Origin of the sequence: Maricaulis sp. (genome assembly GCF_048269565.1) — a bacterium.
GTDB lineage: Bacteria > Pseudomonadota > Alphaproteobacteria > Caulobacterales > Maricaulaceae > Maricaulis.
On the sequence record NZ_JBLXIK010000002.1, the window covers coordinates 631840 to 647381 of the forward strand.

At 62.4% G+C, this 15542-nt stretch carries 15 protein-coding genes; 7 read left to right on the forward strand and 8 right to left on the reverse strand.

Annotated features, from left to right (window positions below; genetic code table 11):
- Nucleotides 1-120 precede the first annotated feature (120 nt).
- The 4 genes from ACN0YL_RS06565 to hppD form a co-directional block, all read right to left on the reverse strand.
- On the reverse strand, nucleotides 121-900 hold the full coding sequence (locus ACN0YL_RS06565) for a hypothetical protein (protein WP_417497420.1): 780 nt from the start codon (nucleotides 898-900) through the stop codon (nucleotides 121-123).
- Nucleotides 897-2726 carry a tetratricopeptide repeat protein gene (locus ACN0YL_RS06570; RefSeq protein WP_417497421.1) on the reverse strand — a complete coding sequence of 610 codons (1830 nt, stop codon included), beginning with the start codon at nucleotides 2724-2726 and terminating at the stop codon, nucleotides 897-899. Before ACN0YL_RS06570 ends, ACN0YL_RS06565 begins: the two co-directional genes overlap by 4 nt.
- Before the next feature lie 138 nt (nucleotides 2727-2864).
- Nucleotides 2865-3398 carry a VOC family protein gene (locus ACN0YL_RS06575; protein WP_417490481.1) on the reverse strand — a complete coding sequence of 178 codons (534 nt, stop codon included), beginning with the start codon at nucleotides 3396-3398 and terminating at the stop codon, nucleotides 2865-2867.
- Between the two features lie 9 nt (nucleotides 3399-3407).
- The gene (hppD, locus tag ACN0YL_RS06580; RefSeq protein WP_417490482.1) at nucleotides 3408-4484 is read right to left on the reverse strand and encodes a 4-hydroxyphenylpyruvate dioxygenase; all 1077 of its coding nucleotides are present in this window, start codon (nucleotides 4482-4484) and stop codon (nucleotides 3408-3410) included.
- Nucleotides 4485-4597: 113 nt separating this feature from the next.
- Here hppD and ACN0YL_RS06585 point away from each other — a divergent pair, with 113 nt between their 5' ends.
- The 3 genes from ACN0YL_RS06585 to typA all read left to right on the forward strand — a co-directional run bounded on the left by ACN0YL_RS06585 (nucleotide 4598) and on the right by typA (nucleotide 8319).
- Nucleotides 4598-5131 carry a MarR family winged helix-turn-helix transcriptional regulator gene (locus tag ACN0YL_RS06585; RefSeq protein ID WP_417497422.1) on the forward strand — a complete coding sequence of 178 codons (534 nt, stop codon included), beginning with the start codon at nucleotides 4598-4600 and terminating at the stop codon, nucleotides 5129-5131.
- Between the two features lie 62 nt (nucleotides 5132-5193).
- Nucleotides 5194-6369 carry a hypothetical protein gene (locus ACN0YL_RS06590; protein ID WP_417497423.1) on the forward strand — a complete coding sequence of 392 codons (1176 nt, stop codon included), beginning with the start codon at nucleotides 5194-5196 and terminating at the stop codon, nucleotides 6367-6369.
- A gap of 117 nt (nucleotides 6370-6486) precedes the next feature.
- A complete protein-coding gene (typA, locus tag ACN0YL_RS06595) occupies nucleotides 6487-8319 on the forward strand; it encodes a translational GTPase TypA (protein ID WP_417497424.1) in 1833 nt (610 codons plus the stop codon).
- Nucleotides 8320-8464: 145 nt separating this feature from the next.
- Here the strand turns inward: typA and ACN0YL_RS06600 are convergent, their stop codons facing one another.
- Complete coding sequence (locus tag ACN0YL_RS06600) at nucleotides 8465-9718, reverse strand: DUF418 domain-containing protein (RefSeq protein ID WP_417497425.1); 1254 nt, start codon at nucleotides 9716-9718, stop codon at nucleotides 8465-8467.
- A gap of 152 nt (nucleotides 9719-9870) precedes the next feature.
- Complete coding sequence (locus ACN0YL_RS06605; RefSeq protein ID WP_417497426.1) at nucleotides 9871-11172, reverse strand: serine hydrolase domain-containing protein; 1302 nt, start codon at nucleotides 11170-11172, stop codon at nucleotides 9871-9873.
- Between the two features lie 161 nt (nucleotides 11173-11333).
- Here ACN0YL_RS06605 and ACN0YL_RS06610 point away from each other — a divergent pair, with 161 nt between their 5' ends.
- From ACN0YL_RS06610 to ACN0YL_RS06625, 4 genes are all read left to right on the forward strand, one after another.
- Nucleotides 11334-12803 carry a LytTR family DNA-binding domain-containing protein gene (locus tag ACN0YL_RS06610; protein ID WP_417497427.1) on the forward strand — a complete coding sequence of 490 codons (1470 nt, stop codon included), beginning with the start codon at nucleotides 11334-11336 and terminating at the stop codon, nucleotides 12801-12803.
- Between the two features lie 169 nt (nucleotides 12804-12972).
- The gene (locus tag ACN0YL_RS06615) at nucleotides 12973-13758 is read left to right on the forward strand and encodes an SDR family NAD(P)-dependent oxidoreductase (RefSeq protein ID WP_417497458.1); all 786 of its coding nucleotides are present in this window, start codon (nucleotides 12973-12975) and stop codon (nucleotides 13756-13758) included.
- A gap of 98 nt (nucleotides 13759-13856) precedes the next feature.
- Nucleotides 13857-14099, forward strand: coding sequence for a ribbon-helix-helix domain-containing protein (locus ACN0YL_RS06620; protein ID WP_417497428.1), 243 nt, complete (start codon nucleotides 13857-13859; stop codon nucleotides 14097-14099).
- Nucleotides 14100-14151: 52 nt separating this feature from the next.
- Nucleotides 14152-14661, forward strand: coding sequence for a DUF1697 domain-containing protein (locus ACN0YL_RS06625; protein ID WP_417497429.1), 510 nt, complete (start codon nucleotides 14152-14154; stop codon nucleotides 14659-14661).
- Here the strand turns inward: ACN0YL_RS06625 and ACN0YL_RS06630 are convergent.
- Nucleotides 14654-15076, reverse strand: a complete 423-nt coding sequence (locus ACN0YL_RS06630) for an SRPBCC family protein (protein WP_417497430.1) — start codon at nucleotides 15074-15076, stop codon at nucleotides 14654-14656. The genes ACN0YL_RS06625 and ACN0YL_RS06630 overlap by 8 nt on opposite strands.
- Nucleotides 15073-15399: an ArsR/SmtB family transcription factor gene (locus ACN0YL_RS06635; protein WP_417497431.1), complete on the reverse strand. Its 327-nt coding sequence runs from the start codon at nucleotides 15397-15399 to the stop codon at nucleotides 15073-15075. Before ACN0YL_RS06635 ends, ACN0YL_RS06630 begins: the two co-directional genes overlap by 4 nt.
- Between the last annotated feature and the right edge of the window lie 143 nt (nucleotides 15400-15542).

Consider the following 15542-nt stretch of genomic DNA (forward strand, 5'->3'; position numbering starts at 1 on the left):
CCGAAACGCGTCTGTCAGCCTGGCGGCTCAATGCCGGTCAAAAGGCGTTCCGCATGGTCGCGCAGCGCGTGCAAGCGGTCCAGTTCCGGGTTTTCAGATGGTGGATGATGCGCGAGAGGATCATTGCGTGCCCTCCACCGGTGGCAGAATCTCCGCGAACAGGTTTTGCCAGTAGATTTGCGAGGCGCTCTCGATCGAGGTTTCGATCGCGCGTTGGCGCAAGAGCGGCAGGAGGGCATCGGAGTTGCGCAACCGCGCCGCCATGGCTGCGATCGCCTCGTCCTGACCTTCAATGTCGCAGGGAAAGTCGAGGATCTCCGGCAAGACCGTGAAATCGCCAATTCCGAGCGTGCGCGGCTCGGCGCAATTTTCGGCCAGGGCGTCATAAAGCGCGCGGTCGGCAAGCCGGGCGAAAGCTCGTCTGTAGGCCCGCTCCCGATCCTGAAGGCTCAGGTTTTCCGGCCCGGTTTCATAATATTCCACCGCCGCAGTCATCAAGGCCTGATCGGCGATCAGATTGATGGTTCCCGTCGCGACCAGTTCTTCATAGGTCGTGCGGATCACCGGGAAGCTGAAAATCTGGGTCGCGCGGAAGGCCTCGATCACCAGAGTTTCATCATCCACCGGCCGTCGCCCCTCCAGCGCGTCGATCGCGCGCTGGGCATTGTCGGACACCTGGCCGTAGTAAATCGCATTGCCTTCCACCCGCCATTGTTCATCCCGCAGATCCGCGATCAGGCGTGTGGTGAGCAGTTCGGCGCGGGCGAGGGCCTGACGCTGTGTGTTCCACTCGGTGACCTGAAAACCGATCACCACCCCGAGAATGACGATCAGGAATTCGAGGCCGACAGCGGTCCAGTTCTGGGTTTTCAGGTGGTGAATGATGCGGGAAAGGATCATCGGATCGGCAAGGCCTCACACTGAAAATCATCGGTCCCGAGCGCCTGACAGCCCTCGGGGAAGCCGCGCACCTGCCAGAGTTCGAGCAGGCCGAGATCGCGGATATGCTGGCGCCAGCGCGGATGATTGCGGTAATTGGCCTCGAGGCCGAGGAAGAGAGCGAGACTGGATCGCGGCTCGGTGGACCAGTTCGCTTCGGCTATATCCAGGGCCATCTCCATGTCTTCCAGCAGATCGGCAATTCCCGAACGCCAGAACGTGCTGTCCTCCGCCAGGGCGCGCAGCGCCGTGTCACCGGCCGCCCATGCCTCCATGAGGCGATCTATGGGCTCACGGGCCGCTTCGGGATAGATGCCTTGCCGCAGGATATCTTCAAAAACCTGCCCGGTCTCCTCGCGCCGCCCGCGGCTGAACAGAGCTCTCACGGCATTGTTATAGCTGAAGGGCAGGTCCGGTCCGAGCGCACGCGCCAGCCGGAACTCCTCGAGCGCGGTGTCCCCGCCATAGTCGGGATGTTCCATCGAGGCCCAGCCCAGCGTGTTGTGATAGATCGGCACCAGCGGGTCGAGTGTTACGGCGCGGACTGCCAGCTCTCGCGCGTCCACGAAGTACCCGGTATCGATCAGATTCTGGGCAAAAATGTCGAGGACGGCGGCGTTTTGCGGCTCCAGTTCGACGGCCCGGTCGAAGGCTTGATAGCTGGCGACCCAGTCATGGCGCAGCGTCAGGAAGACGCCGATATAGGCCTGCGCCTCGCCCGATCGGGGATCGAGCGCTGCCGCCCGCTGTGCGGCCGCCAGTCCGATGCGGCGCCAATAGGGGAAGTCGTCGACGGCCGCCCGGGGCTGATAGGATTCATAGACCGAATACACGCCGGCCAGGGCGATCCAGCCGGGTGCATAATCGGGGTCGCGGGCGACGACTTCATGCAACAGCAGCGCCGCCGTCTCGATATTGCGCTGGCCGCGCCGGAAATAAAGCTGCCGGGCCTGCAGATAGAGCTCATAGGCCTCGATATCGCTGGTGCGGTCATGCGCCTGCGGCTGCCAGTCAATCCCGAGCGAGATCGCGAGCTCGCCCGCGACGGCACCGGCGATCTCGTCCTGGATGTCGAAAATATCGGCGATTTCCCGGTCATAGGTTTCCGACCAGATGTGGAAACCGTCTGAGGACCGGATCAGCTGGGCGGTGATGCGCAGCCGCGAACCGGAACGGCGCACACTGCCTTCGAGCACATGATTGACCCCGAGCGCCTCGCCGATCTCGCGCAGGTCTTCATTGCGGCCCTTGAAGGCAAAGCTGGAGGTGCGGCCAGCGACGCCCAGTCCCGGGATGCGGACCAATACGTTGAGAATCTCCTCCGATATCCCGTCTGAGAAATATTCCTGATCGCCGGCCGCGCTGAGGTCGATGAAGGGCAGGACGGCAACCGAGGCGTCAGCGGCGTTTGCCGCTGCTGTACTGGCCGGGGCGGCGTCCCGCGGCGCCAATTGCTGCCAGGCGATGAAGGCGATCATCACTGCCAGTGCCGCGACAATCGCGAAGTCGAGCTTGCGGCCGGTGTTCGGCGCGATGCTCTCGCCATCGGGCACGGCGGCGGTCAGCTTCACGCCCTCCGGCGTCATCTCGAAGGCCCAGGCCAGCAGGAGGGCGAGCGGAAATCCGGCGATCAGCAGGACGGCGAAGAAGCCGTCGACCCAGTCGGGCAGATTGAGCGCCGGGGTCATGACGCTGACGATCTGCATGATCAGCCAGCCGGTAATCAGATACGCCGCCGCAACCCGCAACACGTGGCGTCTGAGTAATTCGCCTATCAAGCGATTCATGCGTGCATTCCCCCGTTGGACCGGAGGTAGCACGCCCCGGGCGTTTGGGAAATGAAAAGCCCGGGATTTCAAGGGCGACGCAAAAAAATGCCCCGGCGACTGGGCCGGGGCGGGGAGGGAGAAGCGCTGGGCTCCGGCCTAGTCGTGCTCGTGCAACCAGGCGGCGTGTTTGGGGGCGCGCTTGGTGCGGCTCCATTCCTCGATCATCGCCGGGGCGACCTCGTGCAGTTGCTGCATCTGCTCGGGCGTCGCCGTGTTGGCGACCAGTTCGAGGCGGTGACCATTGGGGTCGAAGAAATAGATCGATTTGAAAATGCCGTGATTGACCGGGCCGAGCACGTCGAGGCCTTCGGCTTCGATCTGGGCCTTGGCGGCTTCCAGCGCGTCCATGTCTTCGAGTTCAAAGGCGATATGCTGCACCCATTGCGGGGTCTGCTCGTCGCGGCCCATTTCCGGCGAATTGGGAAGTTCGAAGAAGGCGAGGACATTGCCCATGCCGGCATCCATGAAGATGTGCATGTAAGGGTCCGGCGCCTTGGTGGATGGCACCTGGTCCTCGGCGATCGCCAGCACGAAATCCATGTCGAGGACGCGTTTGTAGAATTCCATCGTTTCCTTCGCGTCCTTGCAGCGATAGGCGACGTGGTGGATGCGCTTGAGATTGACGGTCATGATTGCCTCCTAGGCGGCGTCGATGGCGCCGCGGGCGAGCTGGTCAGCTTCGATGGATTTGAACAGGGCTTCGAAATTGCCTTCGCCGAAGCCTTCATCCTGCTTGCGCTGGATGAATTCGAAGAAGACCGGACCGATCGCCTTTTCCGAGAAGATCTGCAGCAGCAGACGCGGCTCGCCGCCTTCGGTGGTGCCGTCGAGCAGGATGCCGCGCTGGCGCAGCTCGTCGGCGGGTTCGCCATGGCCGGGCAGGCGGTCATCGAGCATGTCGTAATAGGTCGATGGCGGGGCCGGCATGAATTTGACGCCGGAGGCTTTCAGGCGGTCCCAGCACTCGATCAGGTTATCGCAGGAAAATGCGATGTGCTGGATGCCTTCGCCCTTGTATTCGCGCAGATATTCCTCGATCTGGCCGACTTTCTCGCCCTTTTCCTCGTTCAGCGGAATGCGGATCAGCCCGTCCGGTGCGGTCAGGGCACGCGAGACGAGACCGGTATATTCGCCCTTGATGTCGAAATAGCGGATCTCGCGGAAATTGAAGAGGTTTTCGTAGTAGTTCGCCCAGTAATCCATCCGGCCCTTGTAAACATTATGGGTCAGGTGATCGATCACATTGAAGCCGCAACCGGCCGGGTGCCGGTCGACGCCCTCAAGATATTCGAAATCGACATCATAGATCGACTGCCCGTCTTCGAAGCGGTCGATCAGATAGACCGAGGCGCCGCCAATGCCCTTGATCGCGGCCAGGCGCAGTTCGCTGAAACCGGTCTTCATGTCAATCGGTTCGGCGCCCTTGGAGACGGCCAGCTTGTAGGCCTTGCCGGCATCGCGGACGCGGAAGCCCATGCCGCAGGCCGAAGGCCCGTGCTCGGCAGCATAATAGGCCGCCGGCGAATTGGGCTCGTAATTCAGGATCATGTTGATGCCGCCCTGGCGCCAGAGCTGGACGTCCTTGGTGCGGTGATTGGCGATATGGGTAAAGCCCATCGACGCCATGACCGGTTCCAGAATGCCTTTCTGCGGCGCTGTGAACTCAACAAATTCGAAGCCGCACAGCCCCATAGGATTTTCGAACAGATCGGCCATGAATTATCTCCCGGAATGAATGATGTGGCGGCCTGGAGCCCAGGCCAGCTTGCGGGTGGAGTATCATTATCGTTGCTATTGCGTCAAGTTGTGAAAACAACTAATTTGCCGGTATGAACCCGAACCAGACCTTCCCCGCCACGCGGCGTGTGCTCCAGCTTGATAGCTATTGGCCCTATCAGCTGACCGTGCTGGCGGATCATATTTCACGCCACACGGCGGCGATCGTTAAGCGGCATGCGGGATTGAACCTGTCGCAATGGCGCGTCATGGCGGCAATCGCCGAGCGACCGGGCCGCACTGCGGCCGAAGTCGTTGCGGTGACGCCGATGGACAAGGGGATTGTCAGCCGCGCGACCAAGGCCCTGCTCGAGGCTGGTCTGGTGGTGCGCACGGCGTCGCAGGATGATGGCCGGATCAGCCATTTGCATCTGACCGATGGCGGTGAGACGATGTACCAGTCGCTGGTTCCGCGGGTCGAGTCCGTATCGATCCAGGCCCAGTCTGCCTTGGGCGCGCCCGAGCGCCAGCAGTTCGAGACCAGCCTGAAACGCCTGTCCGGCTTGCTGCTGCAGCTCGGTCCCGATGATCAACCGGACGGGACAAATGCCCGTCAGGCCGCCATGGATGTGGATACGAATTCTTAGCGCCTTGCGCCTAGGGATTGTGACGCAACGAGTCGCGATCAACAACAAAACGGAGTCCTGGTTTGTCGACCCGGAAATTTCTGATCCCTGTCATGCATCTGGCGCTTTGTGCCCTGCTGGCGGCGCTGACCGGCTTCATCGGCTACGGCATCCTCGTCGGTGCGCTTGAAACCGCCCAGGCCGAGCATCTGCAGGCCTATATCCAGGTGCGCTCAGAGCGTGAGGCGCGGATTTTCGAGGACGCCCGTGTGCTCAACCAGTCGGCCGAACTGGCCTTCCAGCGCCGTCTCGCATCCCTGCAGGGCCAGCCGGTCGAGGCTGAATTCGACCGGCTCTTCCCCCTGTATGGCGATGGCACGCGCCGCAGTGCACCGGAATTGTTCGACGGCACCCCACTTCCCGGCGGCGATATTGTGTTCGGGGTGGGCGCCTTCCTCGCCAACGGCGACGAGATGACCGAGACCGAGAAGCGCCGCTATCTGGCCGCCTTCCACACCATTCGCAGTGTCGGTGAGGCTTATCTCGGCCGCTTCACCAGCCTCTATTTCTTCACACCGGACCGGCGCATGGTGATCTTTGCGCCCGGTCGTGAGGACAGGTTGAGTTTCTATCGCGCCGACGCGCCGGCGGATTTCGAGCTGCGCGGCGATGAGGACGCGGCCCTGTTCGATTTGCACCTCAACCCCGACAGCGAAATGCAATGCACGCGCCTGTCGCGCTTTGTTTATTCCGATGGCGGTGACCGCGCCGCCAGCGCCTGCCGCCAGCCGGTGCGCGAGGGTGAGACTCTGTTGGGCGGTTTCGGCACTTCGATCTCGATGAATGAAACCCTTGCCTCGGCCCTGGAAACTCCGCCGGCCCATGGCGTCAACCTGTTGTACGACCGCAATGGTGATGTGATCTCGCGCGGTGCCGTCGCGCAATCGGCACAGCCGCACCCGGCCCTGCAGCCGGACGCGATCATGGCCCTGCTGCGCGCGGATCCGCGGCCATTCGGGGTGTTTGTGGTTCCCGGTGGTGCCAACATGATCGCCTTCAGCCGCATCCGCGGCCCGTCCTGGTATTTCGTCTCGGTCGTGGATCTGAGCGCGACGCGTGCGACAGCGCGCTTCTGGGCCTGGTGCCTGGCTGCGATGGTCCTGTTTGCGGCGTTGGGATTTCATGTCCTTCGGGCCGTGCTGGTTCGCGCCCAGCCAGCGCCGGGGAACCGATCCGCAGACGCGGCGGGCACCAATTAGCCGGCTGGCTCCGCCCCCTGCCCGGGCGGCGCTCATAGAAGATGCGGAATAAAGTCTGGCCATGCCGGGCTGGGCGGCGTATGAGGGCGCGCCTTTTCACCAAGCAGGATTACACTCATGAGCGCGTCCCTCGACAAGCTGCGCAATATTGCCATCGTCGCGCACGTCGATCACGGCAAGACCACCCTCGTTGACCAGCTGCTCAAGCAGTCGGGCACGCTGGGCGAACGCGCCAATACATCCGAACGCATGATGGACTCCAACGATCTGGAGAAAGAACGCGGCATCACGATTCTGGCCAAGAACACGGCCGTTACCTGGGGCGACTGGTCGATCAATATCGTCGACACCCCCGGACACGCCGATTTCGGCGGTGAGGTCGAACGCGTCCTCTCCATGGTCGATTGCGTGCTTCTGCTCGTCGACGCCGTTGACGGCCCGATGCCCCAGACCAGCTTCGTCACCAAGAAAGCCCTGGCGCGCGGCCTCAAGCCGATCGTCGTGATCAACAAGGCCGACCGTCCGTCCGCGCGCCCTGACTGGGTGCTGGACCAGACCTTCGACCTGTTCGACCGCCTCGGCGCCACCGAAGAGCAACTCGACTTCCCGGTCGTCTACGCCTCGGCCCTGCAGGGCTGGGCCGCGAGCAATCCCGGCGAGATCGGCACCGATATGGAGCCGCTCTTCAAGATGATCACCGAGTTTACGCCCGAGCCGCCGGTCGACCGTGATGGTCCGCTGCAGCTCCAGGTCTCGGCGCTGGATTATTCCAGCTTCACCGGCGTAATCGGCATCGGCCGCATCGCCCGCGGCACGATCCGCAAGAACCAGCCCGTCACGGTCGCCAAGGCCGACGGCACGCAGCAAAAGGGCAAGATCCTGCAGCTGTACGGTTTTCACGGCCTTGAGCGCGTCGAGATCGATGCCGCCCAGGCTGGCGACATCATCACTTTCACCGGTATCGACAAGCTGAAAATCTCCGACACGGTCTGCGATCCGGAGCATGTCGAAGGCCTGCCCCTGCTCTCTGTCGACGAGCCGACCCTGTCGATGACCTTTCAGGTCAATGACAGCCCGTTCGCCGGCCGCGAGGGCAAGTTCGTCACCAGCCGCAATATCAAGGAACGCCTCGACCGCGAGCTGATCCACAATGTCGCGCTGCGTGTCGAGCAAATGGACGATGCCGACAAGTTCAACGTCATGGGCCGGGGTGAGCTTCACCTCTCCATCCTGATCGAGACCATGCGCCGCGAGGGCTTCGAGCTCGCCGTCGGACGTCCGCGGGTCGTGCTCAAGGATATCGATGGCGTGTCCTGCGAGCCCTATGAGAGCCTGACCATCGACCTGGAGGAAATCCACCAGGGCGGCGTGATGGAGAAACTCGGCCAGCGCCGCGCCGAACTGAAAAACATGGTGCCGGACGGCCATGGCCGGGTGCGCCTGGACTATGTCATTCCGACGCGTGGCCTGATCGGTTTCCGCTCTGAATTCCTGACCCTGACTTCAGGTACGGGCCTGTTGTTCCACAGCTTCGATCACTATGCCCCGCGCACCGAGGGCCGGTTCGGCCAGCGTCACAATGGCGCGATGGTCTCGATGGTCGATGGCAAGGTGGCCGGCTTCTCGCTGTTCAACCTGCAGGACCGCGGCAAGCTCTTCCTCGGTCACGCGGCGGATATCTATGAGGGCCAGATCATTGGCGTGAATGCCCGCGATGACGACATGGTCGTCAATCCGACCAAGGGCAAGAAGCTGACCAATATGCGCGCTTCGGGAACCGACGAGAATATCGTGCTGACGCCGCCGATCCGCGTCACGCTCGAATTTGCGCTGGAATTCATCGATGATGACGAGCTGGTCGAAGTGACGCCGCAATCCATCCGTATCCGCAAGATCTTCCTCAAGGAATTCGAGCGCAAACGGGCCCGCACGGCGGCGGCCGGCAGCTAGATCATTTCTGACCGGGGCGAGTTTCGCTTCCCCATCGGACAATCATGACAGGAAACGGCATGGCGCGAACAGCTGCCATGCCGTTTCTCTGTTCGGATGGGCGGGGAAGGCGGCGGCTCGATCGCCTTGCTTTGCGCCGTCCGGCTCAGGCGTCCGGAGTGGCCGGAGCTTCGGCCTTTCCAAGCAGGGGCTGCAAGCGGCGATAGCTCAGCGAGCGCCAGACCCATTCGAAGGGGCCGAAGCGGAAGCGGCTGAGCCAGAGCGGTGACCAGATCAATTGCAGCGCCCAGACCAGCAGGACCAGCTTGGCCTGGTCGATGCGCTCCACTGTGCCGTACAGGCCCAGGCCGGGTGCGCCGACAAAGATGAAGCTCATGATCAGGGTCTGGGTCAGATAATTGGTGAAGGCCATGCGGCCGGTGGCGGCCAACACCTGAACCAGCCAGCCGGCCCGGCCGGACTTGCAGATCAGCATGATGCCGGCGGCATAGCCGAGCGCCGCCAGCAGGCTGCCGGCGTAATTGCTCAGCCCGGATTGCCAGGCGGTTTCCAGCGCGAAATTCGTCGCCAGCGCATGCTCGGAACTCCAGGCCGACAGGGCGAGCCCGAAGACAAGGCCGGGCACGCCGATCGCGAAATAGGTTCGCGATTTCAGTGTCGCCGACAGAAACCCGGTCTTGAACAGCGCCATGCCGATCAGCATCACGCCGAAAATACGGCCGCCAAACATGGTCAGGCTGGCGAACTGGGCGCCCGCGGCGGTGAGGGCGTTGTCGGGCAATTGCGCCAGATAACCGGCCTGGTTCGCCGCCACCGACGCGGCCACGATCTCTTCCGATACCCCCAGGATCGCCGGGTCGAAGCCCTTCATCGCCATCACGCCGTGAAACAGGCCGATGACCAGGACGCCGCTCAGGGCGATCAGGGCGAGGCCCCAGATGATCAGCTTGCCGGCCGACCAGAAGCGCATCTTGACCGCGAGCATGCCGAACAGGGCATAGGGCACGAGAATGTCGCCATACCAGAGCAGATAGGCGTGCAGCATGCCGATCGCGAACAGCCACCACATACGACGGTAATGCAGGCTGGTGTCCTGGCTCTCGCCGACCATCAGCATGATGCCGGCGCCGAACAGGGCCGAGAAGATCGTGATGAATTTCATCGAGAACACGGTATGCCCGAGCGCCCAGACCTGGGCGTTCAGACCGGACATGTCCATATGCGCCAGCGGGTAATCATAGGCGCCAGGCACCATGGCAAAGGCCTGGACATTCATCATCAAAATGCCCAGCACCGCGACCCCGCGCAGCGCATCAATACCGGTCAGACGCTCGGTCGCCGGCGCGGCACTCATTGCGCGCCCGCCGGATTGTCGGATGAAACCCAGTGGCAATGGCATGTCGTATTCCCCCAGAGCTGCCGGTCATTGTGTTGACGGGAGACCGCCTTGGCAATGGCGCAGGGTAAACGGGGAGATGGCCGCGATTACGGTGGTGTTCCCCTCCCCCATGTTGGAGCGGGGTATCGCTCAATTTCCCGTCAGCCCCGCCCTCAGGCTGTTGCGGCGCGGCGTCGTCGCCGCCAGCGGCGCCGGGCCAGGCTTGCGGCAACAATGATCGTGATGAGGACGATAGCCAGGGCGCCGGCCAGGACCGTCAGGATCATGTTTTCGGCGATACCGGTGAAGCTCAACACATCGAGCTGGTGGCTTTGCCAGAACACCCATTCTCCAGCGATCCGGGTGGCTAGAGTGCGGTCTCCGGTTTCCAGGACAACAATACCGTCGCCGGTCGCCGGATTGTAGCGAACGGCCGAATTGATCGCCGGATCATTGCTGCCGTCATGCCCGGCGATGAAATCTCCCTGGCCGTTTGGTGCGTAGAGAATCGTGCCCAGGCCCCAGATTTCGAGACCGAATTGCGAGGCCTCCGGTTGGCGCATCAGGGCAATGGTTCGGGGTTGAAGGATGTGGGGCCGGGTCGCGCTACTCGCCCCGGCTGCAAGATTTGACTGGAGAAATCGCACCATATCGGCGGTCGAGCTGTTGAGTGCGGTCGGGGCCAGCCCGGCGAAGCGATAGCGGAGCGCCTCGGTGCCATCGATATCATAGAGGGCGGCGCGATTGCCGTTATCGCTGACCTCGTCCAGATAGGTCGAGTTCTCCATGCCCAGCGGCTGAAAAACAGCGCGCTGCATATAGGTTTCGAACGCCTCGCCGGTGACGTCCTCGACCAGCAATTGCAGCAGGGTATAGCCACCGCCGGAATATTCGAATTGGGCGCCGGGCTCGAGATTGGCGCGGACCCGGCCGTCGGCGCCCGGCGAGGCGTCAGAAGCCTGGGTGAGCGATTCGGTCAGCGGCTGAATATCCTCACCCGGCGCAAACCCGCCATAACCCAGACCGTCAGTCAAACCGGCCGTATGGCTGAGCAGACGGCGCACTGTGACGCCGTCAGTGTCGAACTCGCCCTGCGGCAATTGCCAGCTGTGCAGATAGGTCGAGACCGGTGCGTCCAGATCGATGGTGCCATCCTCGACAAGCGCCATCACGCCGACTGCCGAAACCCATTTGCTCAGGGATGCGACCTGAAAACTGGTGTCGCGGTCAATGGGTGCGCCGATGGAGACATAATATTCCCCGACGACCTCACCATTCTCCAACAGGGCAAATCCAAGATTGCCATGATGCTCGGCGTCGATCATTTCGGTGGCGGCTCGCAGAAATTCGCTCACATCGCCCGGCTCGGCGATGGCGGTGCGCGTCCAGCCATACATGGTTCCGGTAAAAACGAGCGCAGCCCAGGCCGCAATTGCGATGGGGGCGGAGATGACAAGCAGAAGATAGTTACGCATGGGCACTGTCCCTATCGAGCCACGGGCTTCCTCTGACATGATCCGCGGCGGCACCTATTGTTTCAAGCGGCATGGGCTTCACTCCTCATTTTGGCTTTGTTGTGCGCCGCGAGTGCCCCTACCGCCTTGCCAGCGATAGCAAAAAATGACGAACTGCTCGCATGGCTGACGAATTGCTCATTGCGAAAAACCTCTTTGTGAGATTCGTTGAAGCTTGCGTCGTCCTGCTTGTCGCCATCGCATTTCTGGCCTTGACCGGGCAGTCCGTCACACCGCGCGTCATTGATTCCGCCGTGGCCGTTGAGTACCGCACGACGGCCCCGCTCGACCTGCAGTCAGCCTGGGGCGAGGCCGAAACACTCGGTCTTGTGGATCTGCCACATCTGCAAACGGACGCCTGGCTGCGGTGGTCGCCGGCTCGCGACCTCCCGCGCGATCGTCCATTGGCGGTCCAGATGGGTGGACCATTCTCCGCCGATGTCTATTTCAACGGCGTGCTGATCGGTTCGAAAGGTGTCCCGGGGCCCACGCCGGACCATGAGCAGGCTGGAGAAATCGACGGCTTGTTTGCCATTCCGTCCGGCCTGATAGGCGAGGAGGGTAATTGGGTCATGCTCCACTATTCGAGCCATCACGCGGGGTACCAGCCAGCCATTGTCTTCCAGACCCTGTCCATTTTGCCTTATCGTGACGATGCGCGGCGCCCCTTGCGATATTATGCGCCCATCATCCTTGTAGCGGGCGCATTGGCGGGCCTGATTTTGCTGGCCGCACATCTGTCGCGGGCCCGGAAATTCCCCGTGGGTCAATGGCTGATCATTGCATTGACAGGGCTGTTGATCGCGGGTGGCGCAGAAATATCCCGCGCGCTCATCAATTACCCCTATGACTGGCATCAACCACGACAGGCTATCCAGCTCACAGGTTTTTTTGTCTTTGGCGCAGGTTTGTTGCGCCATGGTCTTTTGCGGTGGTCGGCTTCGGTCAAAGTGCTGCACCTTGTCTTCTGGGGCGCCATCTTGTTGGCCGCCATAGGGGTGTCGGCATCCAGCGGATACGATGCCCGGTCTTCCAATACCATTGGCATTCTGGTTGGCGCAGCCGGGCTCTGGTCGGTCTGGACAGGTGTCCGCACCGACCGTTTGGCCCTGTTGCTCGCACTCCCGCTGGTGGCAATCGCGGTCTATAGCCAGATATCACCCGGGGATTTGCTCGACCGGGGCGCCTATTTGCTGGCAAGCATCCTGTTCGGTCACGCCCTGCTGCGACACGATTTTGTACTTGTCCCTTTGCCTGTAGAGGCCGCCAAGCCAAAAACCCTCGCGGTGACGGAAACCGGGCGTACGCGCTTTTTGCCGATCGACGCGATCCTGTTTCTGAAAGCAGCGGGCAATTATACCGAGATCCACTCAGTCAATGATGCGGTGACCCTGGACGGGCGTGGCCTCAGCCAGGTTTTGAATCATTTGCCCGAAACTTTCCAGCGTGTGCATCGATCTTGGGCAGTAAATCTCGATGCCGTGGAGGCGCTCCACAGCCATGAGGGTAGCCGATATGAAGTGAGTCTGACCGTTGGCCGGCAAATCCCGGTCGGCCGAAAACATGTGCGGACCTTGCGCGCACGGCTGTAGAGGGGCTGTCAGATGGTGAACGCGGTGTTCGCCAGCAACTCCGCCCCATACCCACATCTCAACTGGACGCTCCGCGCCCTTCACGCTAATCAATTCCCGACAAACCCGTTCTTCCAATACGCGCCGCCAGACCTTGCGCCGCGCCCAATCAGCGAGACCGATCATGAGCATGGACAATCTCTTCTCTCTCAAGGGGCGTGTTGCGCTCATCACCGGTGGTTCGCGCGGGATCGGGGCGATGATCGCCGAGGGTTATCTGCGGGCGGGGGCCAAGGTCTATATCTCGGCGCGCAAGGCGGGGCCTTGCCTCGAGGCGGCGAAGGAGCTGTCGCAATATGGCGAATGCATCGCCATTCCCGGCGATGTCTCCAGCGTTGAAGGGTGCCGCGAGCTGGCGGCGCAATTGCTCAAGCAGGAGAGCAAGCTCGACATCCTGGTCAATAATGCCGGTGCCGCCTGGGGCGCACCCTTTGCCGAATTCCCGGAAAACGGCTGGGACAAGGTGATGGACGTCAATGTGAAGGGGCCCTTCTTTCTGACCCAGGCCCTGTTTGGCGCGCTGAAGGCCGGCGGCAGCAAGGAACAACCCTCCAAGGTGATCAATATCGGCTCGGTCGACGGCATCTCCGTCAACATGCTCGAGACCTATTCCTATGCCGCGTCAAAGGCCGGCATCATCCACCTCACCAAGCGCATGGCGCTGGAACTGGTGCGCGACAATATCGTCATGTCGGCGATTGCGCCCGGCGCCTTCGCCTCGGAAATGAACAAGGTCGCGCGCGACCATGCCGACCTGGTCTCGCAGGCGGTGCCCTCGGGCCGCGTCGGCACGATCGAGGACATGGCCGGCACGGCGATCTTCCTCGCTTCGCGCGCCGGCGATTATATCGTCGGCACCACGGTGGTCTGCGATGGCGGGATTGCTTCCACGCGCGGCGGACCCATCGCGGGCTGATTTATGGGGGCAGGGTCCGGCATTCTTGAAGCCGGAGCCTGTCCCCACTCGGCTCGCTCATTCTTGCCAAATTTTGCCCCCGGCGCCAATCTGGCGCGATGCGCACGATCAACATCTCCCTTCCCGACCCGCTCAAGACGTTTGTCGACCAACAGGTCGCTGAGCGTGGCTATGCCGGCGTGAGCGAGTATGTCAGCGAGCTGATCGAGAAGGATCTGGCAGTTCAGCGATTGAGGGGCCTCCTGCTGGAGGGGGCTCGTTCAGCGCCGATGGGCGTGGTCGATGCGACCTATTTTGCGGAGCTGCGTGCGCGGGTGCGCTGCCGTGATGTCACCGGATGAATGGTTTCTGCGCGACCGTGGCGTTTCACTTCCCTGTTCCAGGAACCCAGCCATGACCGCCTTCATCGCCCTGCTGCGCGCCGTCAATGTGGGCGGCACCGGAAAATTGCCGATGGGGGAGCTCGTCGCGATGTGCGAGGCGCTCGGCCATGGCCAGGTGAAGACCTGGATCGCCTCGGGCAATGTCGTCTTCACCAGTGACCAGGATGCGGCGGCGGTGAAGGCCGGTCTCGAGGCGGCGCTGCTCGCCTGGGCCGGCAAGCCGATCGCGGTGATGGTGCGCACGGCCGACGAGATGCGCGCCGTGCTTGAGGCCAGTCCCTTCGCTGACCAGCCGGGCAATCGCACCGTCGCGATCTTCCTTGACGAGGCGCCCGGCGAGCTGGACGGGCTCAGGAACCGGGTCGATGAGGAGATCCGCCCCGGCGTGCGCGAGATCCATGTCCACTATCCGGGCGGGATGGGGCAGTCGAAACTGGTCATCCCGGCGGCAAAGGCCGGCACCGCGCGCAATATGAATACCGTCGCCAAGCTGGTGGAGATGGCCGCGGCGATCAGCTGACGACGCGGCGCAGGCGGGAGAAGTGCTCGTCCCAGCCGGCATCGTGATTGGCGGCGGTGGCAAAGCCGCCCTCGGTGAGCTTTTCCCAGCCCGTATGCTCCAGCGTCAGCACCGTGCCGCCATCGACATCGGCAAGCGTCCAGGCGCACAGGGTTTCAACCTCTTTGAGCCGGCCATGCGTGAAGGTGTGGACGAGGCGGCGCGGCGGATCGAATTCGACCACCTTGCCCCAGCACATCCTGGTGCCCTCCTTGCCGAGCGAATTGGTCAGCACGCTGTATTCGCCATCGGCCACCAGATCGGCACCGCCGCGATGGAACCAGGTCGCCAGCCGGTCGGCCTCGGTGAGGAATTTCCAGACATGGGCAGCGGGGGCCTTGAGAAACAGGGTCTTGGTGATCTTGAGCTCGGTCATGCGTCGGCCTCCACGGCAGATTTGAGGGCGGCCAGGCGGTCGTCCCAGAAATGGTCGAAATAATTGAGCCAGTCGGACGCCGCTTTCAGCGCCGCCGGATTGAGCGAATTGATGCGCTCGCGCCCGGCCTGGCTGACACGGATGACATCGGCGGATTTGAGCACGGCGAGATGCTTGGCCACGGCCGGCCGCGTCATCTTGAAATGCGCCGCGATATCGCCGACGCGCAGATCCTGCTCGGCGAGCAGTTTCACAATCGCGCAGCGGGTCGGGTCGGCGAGGGCGCGGAAAACGGGTTGGGCGTGGTCGAGGGCTGGGGACATAATGTGAAACCTTTCGGTTTCGCCTATAGGAAACCGTTTGGTGTCACGTCAAGGGGCAAAAGTCGTGGCTGGTGCTGCGCCGGTATGACGCAGACACAGTGCTTGATGTTTATCAAGCCAGGCCCTTGATAGGGCGATCTGTT

Excerpts from the sequence above, each read along its gene's own strand:
- ACN0YL_RS06565 (WP_417497420.1), bottom strand. The coding sequence starts at position 900 with ATGATCCTTTCCCGCATCATTCACCACCTGAAAACCCAGAACTGGACC.
- ACN0YL_RS06570 (WP_417497421.1), bottom strand. The coding sequence starts at position 2,726 with ATGAATCGCTTGATAGGCGAATTACTCAGACGCCACGTGTTGCGGGTT.
- ACN0YL_RS06575 (WP_417490481.1), bottom strand. The coding sequence starts at position 3,398 with ATGACCGTCAATCTCAAGCGCATCCACCACGTCGCCTATCGCTGCAAG.
- hppD (WP_417490482.1), bottom strand. The coding sequence starts at position 4,484 with ATGGCCGATCTGTTCGAAAATCCTATGGGGCTGTGCGGCTTCGAATTT.
- ACN0YL_RS06585 (WP_417497422.1), top strand. The coding sequence starts at position 4,598 with ATGAACCCGAACCAGACCTTCCCCGCCACGCGGCGTGTGCTCCAGCTT.
- typA (WP_417497424.1), top strand. The coding sequence starts at position 6,487 with ATGAGCGCGTCCCTCGACAAGCTGCGCAATATTGCCATCGTCGCGCAC.
- ACN0YL_RS06600 (WP_417497425.1), bottom strand. The coding sequence starts at position 9,718 with ATGCCATTGCCACTGGGTTTCATCCGACAATCCGGCGGGCGCGCAATG.
- ACN0YL_RS06605 (WP_417497426.1), bottom strand. The coding sequence starts at position 11,172 with ATGCGTAACTATCTTCTGCTTGTCATCTCCGCCCCCATCGCAATTGCG.
- ACN0YL_RS06610 (WP_417497427.1), top strand. The coding sequence starts at position 11,334 with ATGGCTGACGAATTGCTCATTGCGAAAAACCTCTTTGTGAGATTCGTT.
- ACN0YL_RS06615 (WP_417497458.1), top strand. The coding sequence starts at position 12,973 with ATGGACAATCTCTTCTCTCTCAAGGGGCGTGTTGCGCTCATCACCGGT.
- ACN0YL_RS06620 (WP_417497428.1), top strand. The coding sequence starts at position 13,857 with ATGCGCACGATCAACATCTCCCTTCCCGACCCGCTCAAGACGTTTGTC.
- ACN0YL_RS06625 (WP_417497429.1), top strand. The coding sequence starts at position 14,152 with ATGACCGCCTTCATCGCCCTGCTGCGCGCCGTCAATGTGGGCGGCACC.
- ACN0YL_RS06630 (WP_417497430.1), bottom strand. The coding sequence starts at position 15,076 with ATGACCGAGCTCAAGATCACCAAGACCCTGTTTCTCAAGGCCCCCGCT.
- ACN0YL_RS06635 (WP_417497431.1), bottom strand. The coding sequence starts at position 15,399 with ATGTCCCCAGCCCTCGACCACGCCCAACCCGTTTTCCGCGCCCTCGCC.